The organism is Mycobacterium sp. NPDC003449 (genome assembly GCF_053588415.1).
In genome coordinates, this window is sequence record NZ_JBSFPX010000157.1 from 1 (window position 1) to 18528 (window position 18528).

The following is an 18528-nucleotide window of genomic DNA, read 5'->3' on the forward strand; positions in this document are numbered from 1 at the left end:
CCAGCGTCACCGTGCCGAGCAGCCCGATATAGGAGGACCGGCCCTTGTGCGAATTGGACTGCTGCCTGCGCAGGTAGGGCAGCAGCACCCCGTTGCCGTGGCGATCGGCACGGCCGCGCTGATCGCGCTCGGCGACAACCATCCGCGCTACGGCGCCGAGTACGAGAAGATCGGCAGCGCAGCCGGTTTCTACGACGACTTCCAGGACGGCCGCGACCCGGCCGGTATCTCCACTCAGGATCCCGAACTGGCGGCAGGCTTCGATCCGATCGACGGTGGACACCGGCTGGCCAACTACCTGCGCGTACTGACCATGGAGGCCCAGACCATCGCGCGGGCGTGTGGCAAGGCCCACGTGTGCCACCTGGAACCCGAGGACCTCGTGGCCGTCACCATTGAGGCCGCCGCGATGGCGGGGGTGCCGCTGGCGGGCACCGACTGGATCCCGGGCCGGGGGGCGGGCGCGCTATGAGCCTCAGCACGGACGTCGTGATCGTCGGGGGCGGTCTGGAAGGGACCGCCGCCGCCTGGGCCCTGAGCCAACGCGGGGTCACCGATGTCGTTGTCGCCGAACGCAACACCGTCGGATCCGGCATGACCGGCAAGTCCAGCGGCATCGTGCGCTGCCACTACGGGGTGAGCTCGCTGGCCGCCATGGCCGCCGTCGGTCTTGAGGTGTTCGAGAAGGCCGAGGAGATCTTCGGCGACGATATCGGCTTCCGCCAGACCGGTTACGTCGTCGGCGTCGGTGAACCCAACGTCGACGCGCTGCGCAAGAGCCTGGCCGCACAGCGTCAGGTGGGGGTGCAGACCGAGGAAATCGACAAGGCCGAGGTCGCCGAGCTCTGGCCGTGGGCCGACCTCGAACCGTTCGCGGCGTTCGGGTGGGAAGCCCGCGGCGGTTATGGGGACGCCTACCAAACCGCCCAGGCGTTCGCGGTGGCCGCACGTGGCACCGGCGTGCGGATCCTGCAGGGCGCCGGCGCCACCGGACTACTGGTTGACGGTGACCGGGTGACCGGCGTGCGGCTGGCCGACGGCACCGAGGTGTCCGCGGGCACCGTCGTCGTCGCCACCGGCGCCTGGACGGGCCCGTTTCTGGCCCCTTACGGCATCGACATCCCCATCCGGGTGGTGCGTGAACAGATCGTCACCATCTCCCCCGGCCTCGACGTCGGTTCCGTCCCGGTGTTCTCGGATCTGGTGTCGCTGCAGTACGTGCGCCCCGAACCGGGTGGCGAGATCCTGTTCGGCAACAGCGATCTGGGCCATGGTGAGCTGGCCGACCCGGACGACTACCTCAATCGCGCCACCGAGGAGTTCATCGACGTCACGGTCGAGAAGGTCGGCACGCGCTTCCCCGGTTTCACCGACGCGGCCATCACCGGCAGCTATGCCGGCTGCTATGACGTGACTCCCGACTGGAATCCGGTGATCTCGGCGACTGGGGTCGACGGGCTCATCGTCGCGGCCGGTTTCAGCGGGCACGGCTTCAAGATCGCACCCGCGGTGGGCCGACTGGTGGCCGATCTGGTGGTCGACGGACGCAGTTGCGACCCGCGCATACCCGACACCGATTTCCGGTTGAGCCGGTTCACCGAGGACAATCTGCTCAGGAGCCCGTATCCGTATGTGGGCGCGGGAGAGATGCGCTGAGTCGACATCGAACAGGAGGGGACCACGTGGGCGACGACGTTCCGCTGCTCCGCAACAAATCCGGAACGGCCCGCGAGCGGGATCCCCAGGCACCGGTCGAGGAACTGGAGTTCGAGGCCGCGATCGGACGCAACGTGCGTCAACTGCGCCAGCAGCACGGTCTCACCGTCGCCGAGATGGCGGCACGCGTGGGCATCTCCAAAGCGATGATGTCCAAGATCGAGAACGCCCAGACCTCCTGCAGCCTGTCCACGTTGGCGCTGCTGGCCAAGGGCCTCGACGTGCCCGTCACGAGCCTGTTCCGCGGCGCCGACGTCGAACGACCCGCGGCATTCGTCAAAGCCGGTACCGGCCCGGAGATCGTCCGCAACGGCACCAAACAAGGCCACGAATACCAACTGCTCAGCTCCCTGCGCGGCGAACACAAGCGCCTGGAATGCCTGCACGTCACCCTCACCGAGAAAAGCCAGACCTATCCGCTCTTCCAGCATCCCGGCACCGAATTCATATACATGCTCGAAGGCGTCATGGACTACAGCCACAGCCGATCGGTGTACCGGCTGCAGCCTGGCGACTCACTGCAGATTGACGGCGAGGGCGCACACGGACCGGTGGATCTGGTCGAACTGCCCATTCGTTTCCTGTCGGTCATCGCCTTCCCCGATTCGCAGGTCTGAGTTTCGTTTCGTCCCGGCATTGGCCCGGCGTTGTCCAGATGAACACGAAATACAGAATGGTCGAGCATTTTCTCAGGCGTAAAAGTGCCGATTGCGCTGCGCAAAGACGCATGTGTGGTTACAGTTCGCGTGACATTTCATTGCGGCATTTCCGAGGGAGCCCCGCATGAGTTCAGCCGCCGATCGCGCAGCGAAATTGGAATTGGTGGGTCGCCTCAAAGCGCACTTCCCCGAGATCCCGGACGCGCCGCCACCCGACCTACTCGACCACGAGCGGTTCCTGGCGTACATGAAGACCGTCCACGATGTGGGCGGGGAGCCGGACGCCCCGATGAAGTACGAGAACAAGGATTATGAGTACTGGGAGCACATGACCTACGTCATCTGCGAGGTGCTCGGCTGGCGCGGGATCTGGCTGTCGGAGGAACGCCGTCGGATCGGCAACGTCGACGTGGGCCGCGCGATCTATCAGGGGCTGCCCTACTACGGACGCTGGCTGTGGGCCGTGGCGCGCGTCCTGGTCGAAAAGCACCACATCAGCCTCGGTGAACTGACCCAGCGGATGGTCGAGGTCAAGGGCCGCTACGAGGGCGGCCTGGCCGGGAAAAAGCTTGAGGCGCAGCCAAAGTCCGAGGGTGACGGTGCCGGCGTCGAACGCAACGAGCACCACGTCCGCGCGGTCGGCAAGGGCGATCCGCAGATCTACGCCGGGCGCGCGGGCGAACCGAGGTTCGCGGTCGGGGACCCGGTGCTGGTCCGCGACCTGCCGATCCTGCTCTACAGCCGCACACCCGAGTACGTGCGCGGCGCCCGCGGCGAGATCGCCGAGGTCACCTACGAGAGCCCGGCCGCCGAGGACGAGACCTGGGGCCGCGCCGACGCCGCGCCGGAGTGGTTCTACATCGTCCGGTTCAACCAGGCCGAGCTGTGGCACGGCTACACCGGAACATCGACCGACACCCTGCAGACCGAGATTCCCGAACGCTGGTTGGAGAGCGCCCGATGACCGATCATCATCACGATCACGATCACGATCGCACGGTCAAGCCCATGGTCGACGAGATCACCGATTTCGAGGTGCTGGAGATCGCGCTGCGCGAACTCTGCATCGAGAAGGGCATCTTCACCGCCGAGGAGCACCGCCGTTTCACCGAGTTCGCAGAGCAGATCGGCCCGACACCGGCCGCCCGTCTGGTGGCGCGGGCCTGGCTGGACCCGGAGTTCAAACAGCTCGCCGCCACCGATGCGCTCGCGGCCAGCAAGGCCGTCGGGGTGGACTGGATGGAGCCGACGGGTTTCGGCACCCCCAGCGACTTCACCGCCTTCAAGATCCTCGAAGACACCCCGACGCTGCACCACGTCATCGTGTGCGCCCTGTGCTCGTGCTACCCGCGGCCGATCCTGGGTAACTCACCCGAGTGGTACCGCACCCCGAACTACCGCAGGCGTCTGGTCCGCTGGCCCCGGCAGGTGCTCGCCGAGTTCGGGCTGTACCTGCCCGACGACGTCGAGGTGCGCGTCGAGGACTCCAATCAGAAGCACCGCTTCATGGTGATGCCGATGCGTCCGGAGGGCACCGACGGCTGGGACGAGGACCAGCTGGCCGAGATCCTCACGCGGGACTGCCTCATCGGGGTCGCGCTGCCCAAACCGGGCGTCACCACCAACGTGATCGTCGACACCCGACCAGCCGTGCATCCGGCGGGCTGAGCCGATGCCCGATCAGACCAGCCCGGCGCTGGCCGGCATCGTCGTCCGCAATCAGGTGTGGCCGAGGATGGCCGCGAAATACGGGGTGCAGAACCCGGTCCCGCCGTGGAAGTCGAGCCTGGACGGCATGTGCGACGCCCTCGACCATTCCGATTGCGGCCCACAGACATTGGGCTTCAAGGAGCGGCGCGACGAGGAGGATGAGTTGTCCTCGACGGTCTACGCCGACCTGCCGTACCCGGAGAATCAGCTGATGTCGCTCGCGCATTCTCTGCTCGTGCGCGGTGTCATCGACGAGGCCGAACTACGGTCACGGCTGGATTCCGTCCGGGCCAGACTGGAAGCCTGAGCGTCCGACGCTCAAGTTTTGGCCACGCCGCACGGCGGAGTACAGTTGCCTGCGTGCAGCGGGTGCTCCTCCTCGGACGCCGCGACGGGGTCTGATCCGGACTGGCCTCCCGTCGCGGGTATTCGCGATGCGCCGGTCTGAATCCACTAATCGACCCGGAGCAGCCAAATGACCACTCCAGAAACCTCCGCCGACGCGTTCAACTCGGTACGCACCATCAGCACCCCAGCCGGTGCCCCGCATCCCGGTCAGCCCGTCTGGAACACCCAGCGCGGATCGTCGATGCCGGTCAACCGGTACCGCAGCTTCGACGCGGAAGTCGAGCCGATCAGGCTGCCCGACCGCACCTGGCCCGAGAAGATCATCGACACCGCCCCGTTGTGGTGTGCGGTGGACCTGCGCGACGGCAACCAGGCCCTGATCGACCCGATGAGCCCGGCCCGCAAGCGCCGCATGTTCGATCTGCTGGTCCGGATGGGTTACAAGGAGATCGAGGTCGGTTTCCCCTCGGCATCCCAGACCGACTACGACTTCGTCCGCGAAATCATCGAGCAGGGCGCCATCCCCGATGACGTGACCATCCAGGTGCTGACCCAGTGCCGTCCCGAGCTGATCGAGCGGACCTTCGAGGCCTGCCAGGGCGCCCCGCGCGCCATCGTGCATTTCTACAACTCGACGTCGATCCTGCAGCGCAAGGTGGTTTTCCGCGCGGATCGTGAGGCGGTCAAGAAGATCGCCACCGACGGGGCCCGGATGTGTGTCGCGCAGGCCGAGAAGTACCCGGACACCCGGTGGCGGTTCGAGTACTCCCCGGAGTCCTACACCGGAACCGAACTGGAGTACGCCGTCGACGTCTGCAATGCGGTCGCCGACATCGTTCGGCCGACGCCCGAGGTGCCGCTGATCGTGAACCTGCCCGCCACCGTCGAGATGGCCACCCCGAACGTGTACGCCGACTCCATCGAGTGGATGCACCGGCACCTGCACCCCCGCGACTCGATCATCCTGTCCCTGCATCCGCACAATGACCGCGGAACCGCCGTCGCCGCAGCCGAACTGGGCTACGCGGCCGGCGCGGACCGGATCGAGGGCTGCCTGTTCGGCAACGGCGAGCGGACCGGCAACGTGTGCCTGGTGACGCTGGGCATGAACCTGTTCAGCCGTGGCGTCGACCCGCAGATCGACTTCTCCAACATCGACGAGATCCGGCGCACGGTCGAGTACTGCAACCAGCTGCCGGTCCACGAACGACACCCCTACGGCGGCGATCTGGTCTACACCGCGTTCTCCGGCAGCCATCAGGACGCCATCAACAAGGGCCTGGATGCGATGAAGATCGCTGCCGACGAACAGGATTCCGATGTCGACGACATCCTGTGGCAGGTTCCCTATCTGCCCATCGACCCGAAGGACGTCGGCCGCACGTACGAGGCCGTCATCCGGGTGAACTCGCAGTCCGGCAAGGGTGGTGTCGCCTACCTGATGAAGGCCGACCGCGGCCTGGTCCTGCCGCGGCGTCTGCAGATCGAGTTCAGCAAGGTGATCCAGACGATCGCGGAGGGCACCGGCGGCGAGGGCGGCGAGGTCTCGCCCAAGGAGATGTGGGACACCTTCTCCGAGGAGTACCTGGCGCCCATCACCCCGCTGGAACGCATGCGGCAGAAGGTGACCGCCGCCGAGGTCGACGGCGGGACCGACACCATCACCGCGATCGTCAAGATCGACGGTGAGGAGCGCGAGATCGTCGGTGCCGGCAACGGCCCACTGGCCGCGTTCGTCGACGCCCTCGGTGCCGTCGGCTACGACGTCAACGTGCTGGACTACTCCGAGCACGCCATGTCGTCGGGCGAGGAGGCTCAGGCGGCGGCCTATGTGGAGGCTTCGGTCGGCGGCAGGACGGTGTGGGGCGTCGGGATCGCGAACTCGATCACGACGGCATCGCTGCGGGCCGTCGTATCGGCGGTGAACCGCGCTGCGCGTAGCTAATTGGCGGATGCGCAGACAGCTGTGCATCCGCCAACTCAGAGACGTTGAAGGCCAAGGCGCTCGGTTAGTAGGACTTTGTTAGGTTGGGCAGAGATGCCTGACATAGTGTGTGGGTGCGGGTCCAAATGGCCAGTGCGCGTTGGATTTCGCGCAGGGTGGTGCGGAACAGGTGGGCTTGAGCGCATCGAGCTGGGAAAGCACGGCAGAATGATCCTGGGCCATCGCGTGGTGTGTCCTTTGCTTGAGTCACTTTGGTCGGTAACTCACTGACCACTACGCGATGGCCCACCCCGTCACCGGTAACGACACACCGGCCTCGGACTCGAAACCCCACCACGCCACGGGACTTACCCGCTCGCCCTGAGTATCGAGCCGACCATCCTGACCCGCCCACGATCGGGTTTCAGGTGCCTGATCAGTAGATCCGCGGCACGGTTGGTGGCACCGAGGACCACGCGAGCCTGCTTGCGCAAATTGGTCAACGCCACTTGGGCAACTCGCAATGGCGTCATCGTTGGGCCGCTGATGATCTTCTGAAAGTCAACGCCGATGGAGCACTGAACTGCTCCGTTTTCATTTGCTAGTCGATCGTGTTGGGTCGTGCCCCATCATCTGTTGAAGATGTGAGATGCGCCAAGAACCAGTCCCTGGCGGCTGCGGTCGTCACGTCTTTCCAGTCGGTGTAGACCGAGTAGTGGTGACCGTCGACCTTCAGCAGTGACTTGGGCTCCCCTGCCGCCGCGTAAGCGGAACGCTGGCCGGCCAGCAGACCCGGGTGCTCCTGTTCGGCGAGGATCATCAGAAGCGGCTTGGGTGAGATTTTCGGAATCAAGTAAGCGAGGTCGTCGACGACTGTCGGCGCGAAGGATTGCAGCGAAATTCGCTTGCCCCAGTTGCGCTTCTCTTCTTCGCCGTGCGTGACCAGGTAGCTCCCGGGCTCGCTGTCCGGGGGCGCATCCATGGACACGTAGCGCGGCTCCTTGCCGAGAAGGCGGTCACGCTGGTCTTCGTAGATCGCTGCTTCTAACGTCGCGACGTCGCTGTCCGGCAGCATCATGTCGACCCACAGCCTGCTGCTCAACGACACGCCGGGAACCTGGGCGACGACGCACTTGACTCGCGAGTCGATCGCCGCGGCGGCGAGGACATTGCGGCCACCGAGACTGGTTCCCCATAGCCCGATCCGGGCGGGATCGAGTTCGGGCACGGTGGTCGCGTACGCGATCGCGCCCAGGAAGTCGTCAATCTGGCCGCAGTGGTCGACCTCCTCGCGTGGGCCCCCGTCGCTGTCACCGAAGTTGCGATAGTCGAAAGCGATTGCCGCGATGCCGACCCCGACCAAGGTGTCGGCGATTTCGGGGATTGTCCACTCCTTCAGCCCACCGAAACCGTGGGCGAGGATGACCACCGGATGCGGGCCTAGACCGTCCGGCACTTGCAACCATCCGCGCACCGTGACGTCTCGCACCTTGTACTCGATGTCCCGGCGCTTCGGGCGGGCGGCGTCATTACACATCGAAAATCCTCCAAAGGGGTTGATTGGGTGCCATCGGGTGATGGCACGCTCGGTTTTCTCTCAGTCCGTCACCAGGAATTCGGCGCCCGCGGCGAGCGCCAGATCGGGGCCGAACAGCCTGGCTGGGGTGAAGGCACCGGGGCGAGCCTCACCCTTGGCAAGTCGCTGGGCCACCTCGGTGACCGCCGCGGCCGTGTATGCCATTCCGTCGCCGGCGCGCAACCAGCCCTCACGCACGCGACCGGACGGCCATTCGATCCGGGCGCGGCCCCAGGACGATTGGCGCGGACGCTCCTTGGCCGTGGTCGTCGCGATGCGGGCGAGCTGCCGAGTGGCGAGCCCGGTCATGCCTGGCAACCGCAGCACCGCGCCGACCGCTGGCAGAGCCGCCCGGACGGCCGGGTTGGCCGGGGCAAGCGCCGAAGCGCTGATTACCGTCGGTGCGCCGCTAGCCTGCCAGGCGGCAAACAGATCGCCGCTGTTCGTGGAAGCAGTGGTGACCACGTCGCCGTCGGGGGTGGTAAAGCGTTCGGAGCTGCCGCCGACTCGACTGCGTACCAGCTGACCGTGGCGCACCTCGCGTCCACCATCAAGCAACCCCTGCACGATGATGCCGGCCAGCGCTTCACCGAGGATGCCGGGTTCGGTCGCCACCGACGCGATGGCATCGACGCGTACTCGCGAGGGCTTGTCCTCGTCCGCCAGCAGATGCAGCAGGATACTTTCGGTCGCGATCACGCCGAAGCCTGCCCCGAAAACCACCGTGCGGCCAGCTGCCGCCGCCTCGTCATCCATGCCGTGGAGCTGCTCGAACGCTCCCAGTTCGTTGGAGACATCGACGTAGTGCGTGCCTGGCGGGCACGCCCGCATGACCCGCGCCGCCGTGATCGCAAACGGCCCGACCGTGTTGATCACGACGGACGGCGCCTCCGCGGACAGCTGCGCGCAGATCTCCTCAAAGGAGCCGGTAACCGCCCGGCCATCTGGACTCACCTCGGCCAGCCGCTCCCGATTGCGGCCGGCCACCACCACTTCGGCGCCCGCTCGCCGCAAGAGCTCCACCGCCTCCCGGCCGATCCGTCCGGTCGCGCCCAGCACCCAGATCTCACCCGTCATGTTCGCCCCTCAAGTGATGACACGTCATGTCATGATTATGGCATAGCTTGACACGACGTGTCATCACTAGAATCTGCCGCTATGAGTCGATGGGAACCGGGTGCGCAGGAACGGCTCGAACAGGCTGCGCTTGACCTCTTCCTCGAGCAGGGCTTCAACAAGACCACTGTGCCGCAGATCACGGCGCGAGCGGGGCTCACAACCCGAACATTCTTCAGGTACTTCGCCGACAAGCGCGAAGTGTTGTTCGCCCATGAGGAATTGGTGCCCAGCCAGGTGGCCGGCCTCATGGCTGAGGCCCCGCCGTCACTCACCCCTATGGAACTGATCACCGAACGCCTGGCCCCCGCCGCAGCCCAAATCTTCGAGAGCCGCAGCGTTGAAGATCTGTTACGCCGACGGGCCGCGGTCGACGCCGAACCGGCTCTACAGGAGCGCGAGCTGCGCAAATTCACGCTGATGACACAGGCTTTCGAGCAGGGCTTCCGCGATCGCGGCACCGACGACCTGACCGCCCGGGTAGCGGCCGAGATCGCAGTGACCGCGTTGCGGATCGCGGTGACCCGGTGGCTCGACCAGCACGGCGGCCCTGACCTTCCGGCCACGATTAACCAGACCCTTGCGGCTATAAAGCAATTGACGAATACGCCGCTGACCCGAGGCCAGCAGCCCGACGGCGGCACGCCGTAGCCAGACGATCAGGTGAACGTCTCTTTCGGAAGGGACCACGTCGAAGAACGTTGTCGCTGCAGGAAGCGCTGGTGTTGTCCGCGGGCGTGACCCGCAATGTGCTCATTGACGTCGAACATGGATAGCGGGGCCTGCTGTTTGAGCGACTGGTGAACATCGCTGATGCGCTGAGTGTATGGCCCTGGAGAGGATCGACGAGCTCATCGAGCGGAGACGTACTCCGGCCCCGGTCATCGCTGCTGCCGGCTACGGCGATGCACTAATTTCCGGCCGGCCCTGACCGAGCGTGACATCTCCCGCGCCCGGGACGGCGCCCTGCCCGACTAGTGGCTATCCACCCTGCCCGCCCACACACCCTGCGCGAAATCCAACGCGCACTGGCCATTTGGACCGGCATCTACTCGCTATGCCACCACAAAGCGCTACTAGAACAGCGCGTACTGGTCTCCGTCGAGCGTGGTGTCGGTGAACTCCTCGATGTCGGCGCCGCCGATTACCCCGCCGAGGCTGTTCAGGAACTCGGCGTCCGGCATCAGGGGTACACCCTGCTCCATGGCCTGATATCCCTTGCCGTGCTCGGGGGCAGGCTCGTTGCAGATCACCAGCGAGGTCGCCGCATCGACCGCATCGGCGTAGGACAGGCCGGCGTCGAGGATCCGTTCGATGACCTCCTCATGGGTGCGGGTCATCTCGGCCGACAGCGCCACCCGCATGCCCTGCACCAGCGGGCGGCCCGGTACGTGCGGTCCGGGGTTGAGGTAGGGGCACGGCAGCCGCGAGGCCAGCATCTTCAACGGCCGCAACTCGTCGTGGGTGACCTGCCCGTTGGGCCAGCAGGTGCGGCCGATCTCGCGCAGCGGCAGCCACACCTTGCGGTCCCTGGCCCTGGCCAGGGTGGGTTTGAGGATCTGGGCCAGCACCTGCGCATCGTCGAGGGCGTCGTGCGGTCTGAGCTGAGGGACGCCCCAGTGCGCCGCCAGCGTCTCCAAGCGCAGGTTCTCGGTGCCCAGCTCGAGCCTGCGGGCCAGTTCGACGGTGCACATCACGGAGTCGATCGGGAGTTCCGCGCCGACCAGCTCGGCCTCGGCGGCCAGGAAGCCGTAGTCGAAGGCCACATTGTGGGCGACCAGAGTGCGTCCCCGCAGCACCTCGACCAGGTCCTCGACGATGTCGCCGAAGGTGGGCTTGCCCTCCAGCATCTCGGCGGTCAGCCCGTGCACATGCGTCGGGCCGGGGTCCACGCCCGGGTTGAGCAGGGTCGCGATGCTGCGTTCGACGTTTCCGTCGTCACCCACGGCGAGCGCGGCAATACTGACGATCCGCGCCTGCCCCGGGCGGAAGCCGCTGGTCTCCACGTCGACGACGGCCCAGCCCGCGCCCGGATCGGCTGCGGGCCTGCCCCACGCGCTGCTCATATTCGTCAGGATGGCACGCATGCCCGACAACCTCGGGCGGCGCGGCAGCGTGTCGTGCCCCTAAAATCGCCGGAATGCTGACACTGCGCGGGCGTGCCGCGCTGGCGGCCGGATCGGCCGCACGCTGGGCGTCGCGGGTCACCGGGCGCGGAGCGGGCGCCATGATCGGCGGCCTGGTGGCGATGACGCTGGACCGCTCGATCCTGCGTCAGCTCGGCCAGGGCCGCCGCAACGTCGTCGTGACCGGTACGAACGGCAAATCCACCACCACCAGGATGGCGGCGGCAGCGCTGGGCACGCTCGGACCGGTGGCGAGCAATTCCGAGGGCGCCAATATGGACGCCGGGCTGGTGGCGGCACTAGCGGGTGCGCGTGATGCCGGGCTGGCCGCGTTGGAAGTCGACGAGATGCACGTCCCGCACGTGTCCGACGCCGTCGAACCGGCCGTGATCGTCCTGCTCAATCTGTCGCGTGACCAGCTGGACCGGGTCGGTGAGATCAACCACATCGAACGCACCCTGCGGGCCGGGCTGGCCCGCCACCCCGGCGCCGTCGTCGTCGCCAACTGTGATGACGTGCTGATGACCTCGGCGGCCTACGACTGCCCCAATGTGGTGTGGGTGGCCGCGGGCGGCGGATGGTCCAACGACTCGGTGAGCTGCCCGCGGACCGGCGAGATCATCGTGCGCGACGGGCGGGACTGGTACTCGACGGGCAGCGAGTTCAAACGGCCGAGCCCGCAGTGGTGGTTCGACGAGGACAACCTCCACGGGCCCGACGGGCTGGTGCTGCCGATGACCCTGGCGCTGCCGGGCGCGGTGAACCGCGGCAACGCTGCCCAGGCCGTCGCGGCCGCGGTCGCGCTCGGGGCCGATCCCGAAGCCGCGGTGGCCGCGGTATCGACCGTCGACGAAGTGGCCGGCCGGTACCGCACGGTGCCCATCGGTTCCCACACCGCGCGGATCCTGCTGGCCAAGAACCCCGCCGGTTGGCAGGAGGCGCTGTCGATGGTGGACAAGCACGGGGCAGGGGTGGTGATCGCGGTCAACGGGCAGGTGCCCGACGGCGAGGACCTGTCCTGGCTGTGGGATGTCCGGTTCGAACATTTCGACGACACCGTAGTGGTGGCCGCCGGTGAGCGTGGCACCGACCTGGCCGTGCGGCTGGGCTACGCCGGTGTCGAGCACTCGCTGGTGCACGACACTGTCGCCGCGATCGACTCCTGCCCGCCCGGGCATGTCGAGGTGATCGCCAACTACACCGCGTTCCTGCAACTGAATCGGCGAATCTCATGATCCGGATCGGTCTGGTGCTGCCCGATGTGATGGGCACCTACGGCGACGGCGGCAATGCGGTGGTGCTGCGGCAACGACTGCGGCTGCGGGGTATCGACGCCGAGATCGTCGAGATCACCCTGGCCGATCCGGTGCCCGACAGCCTGGACCTCTACACCCTCGGCGGCGCCGAGGATTACGCACAGCGCCTGGCCACCAAACACCTGATCCGCCATCCGGGTCTGCAGCGGGCAGCGCAGCGCGGCGCGCCCGTGCTGGCGATCTGTGCGGCCATCCAGGTGCTCGGGCACTGGTATGAGACCTCGGCGGGTGAGCGCGTCGACGGCGTCGGGATGCTCGATGTGACGACCTCACCGCAGCAGGCCCGCACCATCGGCGAGGTGGCCTCGACACCGTTGCTCGACGGCCTGACCCAGCCGCTGACCGGATTCGAAAACCACCGGGGCGGAACGATTCTTGGCGCCGACGCGCGCCCGCTGGGCAAGGTGACCAAGGGGGCGGGCAACCGGGCCGGTGACGGTTACGACGGCGCGGTGCAGGGCAGCGTCGTCGCGACCTATCTGCACGGCCCGTGCCTGGCCCGCAATCCGGAACTGGCCGATCACCTGCTGCGCCAGGTGGTCGGCGACCTGCCGCCGTTGCAGCTGCCCGAGGTGGACCGGCTGCGCACCGAACGGCTGGCCGCCCCGCGCCGGGTTTAGCGCTGATGCTCGCCGAGCGGGGCGACCAAGAACTTGCCGCCGACAAACCGCTCGGGCGCGACGGACTCGTCGACCGCGGCGAGAATCTCCGGGGCGAACACCTCGGAATCGTCCTGGGGGTGGTAGCCGATCTGCTCACCGGCCGCCAACGACCACCACCGCCGGGCGTTGCGGGAGATGCCCCATACGATGCGGAACCCTGGCTCACGGGTGGCAAGACACGCCTCGAACAGCCGTGCCCCGTCGTCGGGCGACATCCAGGTCCACAGCGACCGCTCATCCCACGGCTTCTCGAAGCATGAGCCGATGCGCAGGCAGGTCACATCCATCCCATAGCGGGAGTGGAACAGACTGCCCAGGGCTTCCAGCGCCACCTTGCTGACCCCGTAGTACGTGTCGGGGCGGGGTTGCACGTCGGCGGCAAGGCCGTCCCGGCCCGCCTCGTCGCGGTCATAGAAGCCCACGGCGTGGTTGCTCGAGGCGAGTACGACGCGTGGGACGCCGGCGTCGCGCGCGGCCTCCAGCAACACCCGGGTTCCATCGATGTTGTTGCTGAGGATGTCCTGCCACGGCGCCTCGACGCTGATGCCGCCGAGGTGGATCACCGCATCGACGCCCGCGCAGGCATCACGCATCGCCTGCTCGTCGGTCACCGACCCCTGGAGCACCTCGGTGTCCTCGCCCGCATCGGGCGCGACCAGGTCGAGCAGTCGCAGCACCCGTCCTGGGCGCGCCAACCGGGGGCGCATCAGCCGCCCCAGGCCGCCGCTGGCACCGGTGATCAGAACTGTCTGGGTCATCGCGATCCTTCCCGTGTGCCTCAAGGCCGATTCGACTGGCGCAGCTCACCGATCCGGTCCAGGTATTCGGCGTACTGCTCGCCGTATTTGTCGATGACCGACTGTGTCGCCGCGCGCCACGGGGTGATGTCGCCGATCTCGGTGATCGTCACCCCGGCGTCGCGCAGCTTCTGCATGTCGGTGCCGACCTGTGCGTCCCACTTCTGCCGCTGGAACGGCACGGCGTCGGCGGCCGCCTGCTGCAACAGGTCCTGGTCCTCTGTGGGCAGATCCTCCCACACGCTCCTGTTGACGATCAGAATCTCGGCCACCCGCATGTGCTCGTCGAGGGTGAAGTTCGGAGCGACTTCGTAATGCGACGCCGAGTAATAGCTCGGCGGGTTGTTCTCGGCCCCGTCGAGGAGGCCGCTCTGCAGCGAGCTGTAGACCTCGCCGTAGTTCATCGGCGTCGGGGAGCCACCGAGTGCCTCGATGAAATCCATGATCACCTCGGTCTGCTGCACGCGGAACTTCAACCCGTGCACATCCTCGGGCGTCTTGATCACTTTGTCCGTCGTGTAGAAGCTTCGCGCGCCCGGATCGAAATAGCAGAGCCCCTTGAACCCGGAGAATTCCAACTCGCCGAGCAGCTTACGCCCGCCGTCCTCGGCGTCGAGGAACCGCCACATGTGGTCGGCGTCGTCGAAGATGAAGGGCAGGCCGAACAGTCCCATGGCACTGGCGAACTCGGCCATCGGCGCGGAGCTCACCCGGGTCATCTCGATCACGCCCAACTGGACCTGCTCGATGATGTCGGACTCCTCACCCAGCCGCCCGCCCGCATAGACCTGGATATCGATCCGACCACCGCTGCGCTCCCGAACCAGATCGGCGAACCGCTTGTCGCCGAGCGTGGTCGGGTAGTCCTCGGGGTGGGTCTCGGCCAGTCGGAAGCGGTGCCCAGTTCCCGTATCGCTCGCTCCGCAGGCGGCGAGAGGGAATGCGGCCAGCGCCGCGGCACCGGCGGCCCCGGCCTTGAGCAGGGTGCGGCGACTCACGGGCGTGGGGCGCATGATCTCGTTCCGCATGATTCCTACTTTCTAGAGGCCCAGTAGGTCGGGCAGAGCCAACGATAAATTCGGCAGGAATGTGATGAGCAGGAGCACCAGAAGCAGCGGCACCAGGAAGATCGGCAGCGCCCGCGACACTTTCTCGATCGAGACCTGGCCGATCGCGGCCCCGACGAACAGGACGTTGCCGACCGGGGGCGTGATGAGGCCGATGGCGAGGTTGAGCAGCAGCATGATGCCGAACTGGACCGGGTCCATCCCGAGGTTGGTGGCCACCGGCAACAGGATCGGCGTCATGATCAGGATCAGGGGGGCCATGTCCATCACCGCGCCGAGCGCGAGCAGCAGGACGTTGATCAGCAGCAGGATGACGATCTTGTTGTCGGAGACGCCGAGCAGCCCTTCGGTGACCGCCTCGGGGACCTGGAGGAACGCCAGGAAGTAACCGAACGACCCGGCCGCGGCGATGATGAACAGCACGATCCCGAGCGTTCGTGCGGTGCGCTGCAGGATCGGGATGATGCCCGAGAGCGGGATGTCGCGGTACACGAAAAACGTCAAGAAGAAGGCGTAGACGCAGCCGATGGCCGCGGACTCCGTCGCCGTGAAAATGCCGGTGAGGATGCCGCCGAGGATGATCACCGGCATCAGCAGGCTCAGCAGGCCTTCCCACACGATGCGCGGGACCTCGCTGATCGGGACGAGCGTCTCCTTGGGGTAGCCGCGGCGGACGGCGAGGATGTAGGCCAACACCAGGAGCGACAATCCGATCAGCAGGCCTGGGACGATACCGGCGACGAAGAGGGCACCGACCGACACACCGCCCGCGGCCATCGAGTAGATGACCAGGTTGTGGCTGGGTGGGATCATCACGGCCTGGGCGGCGCCGGTGATGGTCACGCAGACCGCATAGTCGGCGTCGTAGCCCTTCTGCTTCATCATCGGGATCGTCGCCGACCCGATCGCCGAGACGTCGGCCACCGACGAACCCGACAGCGCGCCGAAGAAGGTGCTGGAACCGATGTTGATCATCGCCAGGCCACCGCGGAGCCAGCCGACGAACAGGCTTGCGAAGGCGATCAGCCGCCGCGAAATTCCGCCCGCGCCCATGATCTCGCCGCCGAGGATGAAGAACGGGATCGCGAGCAGCGCGAAGATGTCGAGCCCGGCGACCATCCGCTGTCCCACGATCGGCAGCGGAAGGCCGAGATAGAAGGCCTCGAAGACGGCCGCCAGCGCCAGCGCCAACGCAATCGGGATGCGCAGCAGGATGAGTACGGCGAAGCCGCCGAGGAGGATTGTCACGGCGATGGGGTCGATGGACACGCGAACTCCAGCTCAGTCGATGTGGGCGTCGTCGGTTGGTGTCTCGAGATAGCGCTGGGTGCTCACGCCGAAGATCTGCAGCACGGTGTAGAGGCAGATCATGAACCCGGCGACCGGCAACACCACGTAGAGGACGCTGCGCGGGAGCCCGGTTCCGGGCAGCGTGGCGAACCGGGTAGCGGCGGCGAACTCGATGCCCTGGTAGATGAGGTAGAGCCCGAACAACAGGGCCAGCAGCGGGCTGAGCCACTCCACGGGCCGCCGCAGCCCCGGCGGGAACCGGTCGACGACGAAGGTGAGCGCGATGTGCGCACCCTCGCGGAAGCCGATGGCGGCCATCAGAAACCCGATCCACACCATGAGGATCCGCGCGGTCTCCTCACTCCAGCCGGGCGTGCTGCCCAGTACCTGCCTGGCGAATATCTGCCAGAGGACCACGAAGAGCACCGCGACGAGGCAAAGCAGGACCAGTACCTCGAACGCGATGTCCAGCCCGCGCCAAATGCGTTTCAGGATTGTCATCGTCGGCTGCGCTCCCGGGTCGCGTCGGCGAGTAGGTGCCGGCGATCCGGGCCGGCGAGTCCCAGGTGATAGAGATGCAACTCGCGCGCTCCGGCGTCCAGGAGTGCCGTCACGTGCGGACCGAAGGAATCCTCGGTCGTCGGCGGCAGCACGGTGACGTAGGCGGCCGGCAAAGCCCGCCCGACAAGGGATTTCACCAGATCGCGGACCGTCTGCGTCGAGTTCTCGCCGGTCGCCCAGCACTGCGACACGACCACATCGACATCGTCGGCCGCCGTCGGCGTCAGGCCGGGCAACGCTCCGGTCGCCCACGGGTCGGGCTGGGCATGCAAGGCGATCTCGAGCGGTGCCGTCGTCTGTAACGCGTCGATCACCTCGCGCCGCAGCATGTCCGTGGCCGCGTGCCGGATCGCCAGAATCGTGTCCAGCACCGCGCGGTCCGGCGCTGCGGCGCGCAGGCTCTCGACAACGTCGTCCGGGTCCAATCCGTCGGTGCGCCAAGCCTCTCGGCAGGTGAGGCAACAGCAGATCGACAGCAGCCGCTGAGTGTCTGCGTCATAGGCCCCTTCGGTTTTCTCGTGATGGCCGCCGTGCACGATCCCGAGCTGGCCACAGGCCTCGAGAACCACCGACGAGCAGGGCACGCCATGCACCGCTTCGGCGGCCAGCGTGGCGGCGTACTCACGTACCTGCGGCGATTGCGGGCAGAGCGCGTAGGGATACGCCTCGCCGAAGCAATTCACCACGGCCAGATCGGGATTCGCCTCACCGAGCCGGGTGGAGTGGGTCAGGACGATCCACGCCGCGACCTCGATCCCGGCGGCGGCCAGGACGGTGGCCGCGTGGCCGAACGGGTCGTCGTCGCCGACCCAATCCGCGGCCGCGGGCACCAGTCGTCGGCCCGCCCAGGCGGTGGCCCGCAGCGGACGGTACAGCGCGGCGGTGCGGGCGGTGACCACCCGGGTCCGCGGGTGCAGCGGTGTCGCGGCCCTGGTGGTGTGGTAGGCGGCGGCGAGCGCGATCCGCGAGATTCCGAGTGCCCGGGCGCGGTCGACGAATCCGGGGTCGCCGATCACGTCCCACGGGTAGGCATAGCCGACGACGCGCGCCCGCTCGCCGGGCTCACGGTCGGTCGATGTCATCCTGCTCCTGGGTGATCTCAGACTCACCAGCAGGCCGTGTGTGGCACTGGCCACATCACATTGGCACTCGATGCAAAACGCTGTCCAAGCCAGATTTGGCATCGATCGATGCTTCTACTGCATCAAATTTGGACCCAGACGGCTCACCCACGCGACCCACGTGTGTCGTAGAATCGCTGCCCCACAGGCAATTTCGCCCAGGACCGGCCTCACGCCGCGAGAGTGCGGTAGAACCGGTGCAGGTCCATCGTCGGCAAGCGGCAACCACGGCCCAGCAGGGCGGCTTCGGTCCTGGCCAGCCATTGCGTGGGACGGTCGTCGGCACCGATGTGCAGCACCAGCCAACCCAGGTCTTCCAGGGTGCGCACGGAATCGACGACCGATGTCGTGAGCGCGACCTTGAATTCCGGCCAGCCCAATTCCAGCGTGTCGACCAGCTGTTCGCGATCGATCACGGGCACCCGGGTCTCCGGACGCGGGAAACCCGCGTCCAGCAACGACAACCGGATCCGACTCTCCCGCGGGGTCGCCGCCCCGCCGTCGACCAGCGGCAGCAGCTCATCGAGTTGCCGCACCCC

The 18528-nt window shown here is 67.0% G+C and carries 17 protein-coding genes and 2 pseudogenes; 10 read left to right on the forward strand and 9 right to left on the reverse strand.

Annotated features, from left to right (window positions below; genetic code table 11):
- From ACWDTP_RS29140 to leuA, 7 genes and pseudogenes are all read left to right on the forward strand, one after another.
- Nucleotides 1-472, forward strand: a pseudogene (locus ACWDTP_RS29140) (FMN-binding glutamate synthase family protein); the annotation flags it as partial.
- Entirely contained in the window at nucleotides 469-1656 is a 1188-nt protein-coding gene (locus tag ACWDTP_RS29145; RefSeq protein ID WP_450026340.1) for an NAD(P)/FAD-dependent oxidoreductase, read from the forward strand. The pseudogene ACWDTP_RS29140 and the gene ACWDTP_RS29145, both read left to right, overlap by 4 nt.
- A gap of 26 nt (nucleotides 1657-1682) precedes the next feature.
- Nucleotides 1683-2333 (forward strand): helix-turn-helix domain-containing protein, encoded by a 651-nt coding sequence (locus tag ACWDTP_RS29150; protein WP_450026342.1) that lies wholly within the window; start codon nucleotides 1683-1685, stop codon nucleotides 2331-2333.
- Nucleotides 2334-2499: 166 nt separating this feature from the next.
- Complete coding sequence (locus ACWDTP_RS29155) at nucleotides 2500-3339, forward strand: SH3-like domain-containing protein (protein WP_450026344.1); 840 nt, start codon at nucleotides 2500-2502, stop codon at nucleotides 3337-3339.
- The gene (gene scnC, locus ACWDTP_RS29160; protein ID WP_450026346.1) at nucleotides 3336-4043 is read left to right on the forward strand and encodes a thiocyanate hydrolase subunit gamma; all 708 of its coding nucleotides are present in this window, start codon (nucleotides 3336-3338) and stop codon (nucleotides 4041-4043) included. The genes ACWDTP_RS29155 and scnC overlap by 4 nt, the downstream gene beginning before the upstream one ends.
- 4 nt (nucleotides 4044-4047) lie before the next feature.
- Entirely contained in the window at nucleotides 4048-4392 is a 345-nt protein-coding gene (locus ACWDTP_RS29165; protein ID WP_450026348.1) for a thiocyanate hydrolase, read from the forward strand.
- 168 nt (nucleotides 4393-4560) lie between these two features.
- The gene (gene leuA / locus ACWDTP_RS29170) at nucleotides 4561-6378 is read left to right on the forward strand and encodes a 2-isopropylmalate synthase (RefSeq protein WP_450026350.1); all 1818 of its coding nucleotides are present in this window, start codon (nucleotides 4561-4563) and stop codon (nucleotides 6376-6378) included.
- A gap of 580 nt (nucleotides 6379-6958) precedes the next feature.
- On the opposite strand, the gene ACWDTP_RS29175 is transcribed toward leuA, so the two are convergent.
- Both ACWDTP_RS29175 and ACWDTP_RS29180 read right to left on the reverse strand, forming a co-directional pair.
- The gene (locus ACWDTP_RS29175) at nucleotides 6959-7894 is read right to left on the reverse strand and encodes an alpha/beta hydrolase (RefSeq protein WP_450026352.1); all 936 of its coding nucleotides are present in this window, start codon (nucleotides 7892-7894) and stop codon (nucleotides 6959-6961) included.
- Between the two features lie 60 nt (nucleotides 7895-7954).
- Nucleotides 7955-9010: a hypothetical protein gene (locus ACWDTP_RS29180; protein WP_450026354.1), complete on the reverse strand. Its 1056-nt coding sequence runs from the start codon at nucleotides 9008-9010 to the stop codon at nucleotides 7955-7957.
- A gap of 81 nt (nucleotides 9011-9091) precedes the next feature.
- Here ACWDTP_RS29180 and ACWDTP_RS29185 point away from each other — a divergent pair, with 81 nt between their 5' ends.
- Nucleotides 9092-9700 carry a TetR family transcriptional regulator gene (locus ACWDTP_RS29185; RefSeq protein WP_450026356.1) on the forward strand — a complete coding sequence of 203 codons (609 nt, stop codon included), beginning with the start codon at nucleotides 9092-9094 and terminating at the stop codon, nucleotides 9698-9700.
- 425 nt (nucleotides 9701-10125) lie between these two features.
- On the opposite strand, the gene ACWDTP_RS29190 is transcribed toward ACWDTP_RS29185, so the two are convergent.
- Entirely contained in the window at nucleotides 10126-11115 is a 990-nt protein-coding gene (locus ACWDTP_RS29190; protein WP_450026358.1) for a DEDDh family exonuclease, read from the reverse strand.
- 74 nt (nucleotides 11116-11189) lie between these two features.
- Here ACWDTP_RS29190 and ACWDTP_RS29195 point away from each other — a divergent pair, with 74 nt between their 5' ends.
- Together ACWDTP_RS29195 and ACWDTP_RS29200 are read left to right on the forward strand one after the other, a co-directional pair.
- Nucleotides 11190-12410 carry a MurT ligase domain-containing protein gene (locus ACWDTP_RS29195; protein ID WP_450026360.1) on the forward strand — a complete coding sequence of 407 codons (1221 nt, stop codon included), beginning with the start codon at nucleotides 11190-11192 and terminating at the stop codon, nucleotides 12408-12410.
- Entirely contained in the window at nucleotides 12407-13111 is a 705-nt protein-coding gene (locus ACWDTP_RS29200) for a type 1 glutamine amidotransferase (protein ID WP_450026362.1), read from the forward strand. The genes ACWDTP_RS29195 and ACWDTP_RS29200 overlap by 4 nt, the downstream gene beginning before the upstream one ends.
- Here ACWDTP_RS29200 and ACWDTP_RS29205 read toward each other — a convergent pair.
- From ACWDTP_RS29205 to ACWDTP_RS29230, 6 genes and pseudogenes are all read right to left on the reverse strand, one after another.
- Complete coding sequence (locus ACWDTP_RS29205) at nucleotides 13108-13911, reverse strand: NAD-dependent epimerase/dehydratase family protein (RefSeq protein WP_450026364.1); 804 nt, start codon at nucleotides 13909-13911, stop codon at nucleotides 13108-13110. The two genes, ACWDTP_RS29200 and ACWDTP_RS29205, sit on opposite strands and share 4 nt — an antisense overlap.
- A 20-nt stretch (nucleotides 13912-13931) precedes the next feature.
- The gene (locus ACWDTP_RS29210) at nucleotides 13932-14978 is read right to left on the reverse strand and encodes a TRAP transporter substrate-binding protein (protein WP_450026365.1); all 1047 of its coding nucleotides are present in this window, start codon (nucleotides 14976-14978) and stop codon (nucleotides 13932-13934) included.
- A 12-nt stretch (nucleotides 14979-14990) separates the two neighbouring features.
- The gene (locus tag ACWDTP_RS29215) at nucleotides 14991-16286 is read right to left on the reverse strand and encodes a TRAP transporter large permease (RefSeq protein WP_450026367.1); all 1296 of its coding nucleotides are present in this window, start codon (nucleotides 16284-16286) and stop codon (nucleotides 14991-14993) included.
- A gap of 12 nt (nucleotides 16287-16298) precedes the next feature.
- A complete protein-coding gene (locus tag ACWDTP_RS29220) occupies nucleotides 16299-16808 on the reverse strand; it encodes a TRAP transporter small permease (protein ID WP_450026369.1) in 510 nt (169 codons plus the stop codon).
- Nucleotides 16805-17950 (reverse strand): hypothetical protein, encoded by a 1146-nt coding sequence (locus tag ACWDTP_RS29225; RefSeq protein ID WP_450026371.1) that lies wholly within the window; start codon nucleotides 17948-17950, stop codon nucleotides 16805-16807. The genes ACWDTP_RS29220 and ACWDTP_RS29225 overlap by 4 nt, the downstream gene beginning before the upstream one ends.
- 209 nt (nucleotides 17951-18159) lie before the next feature.
- Nucleotides 18160-18528, reverse strand: a pseudogene (locus ACWDTP_RS29230) (hypothetical protein); the annotation flags it as partial.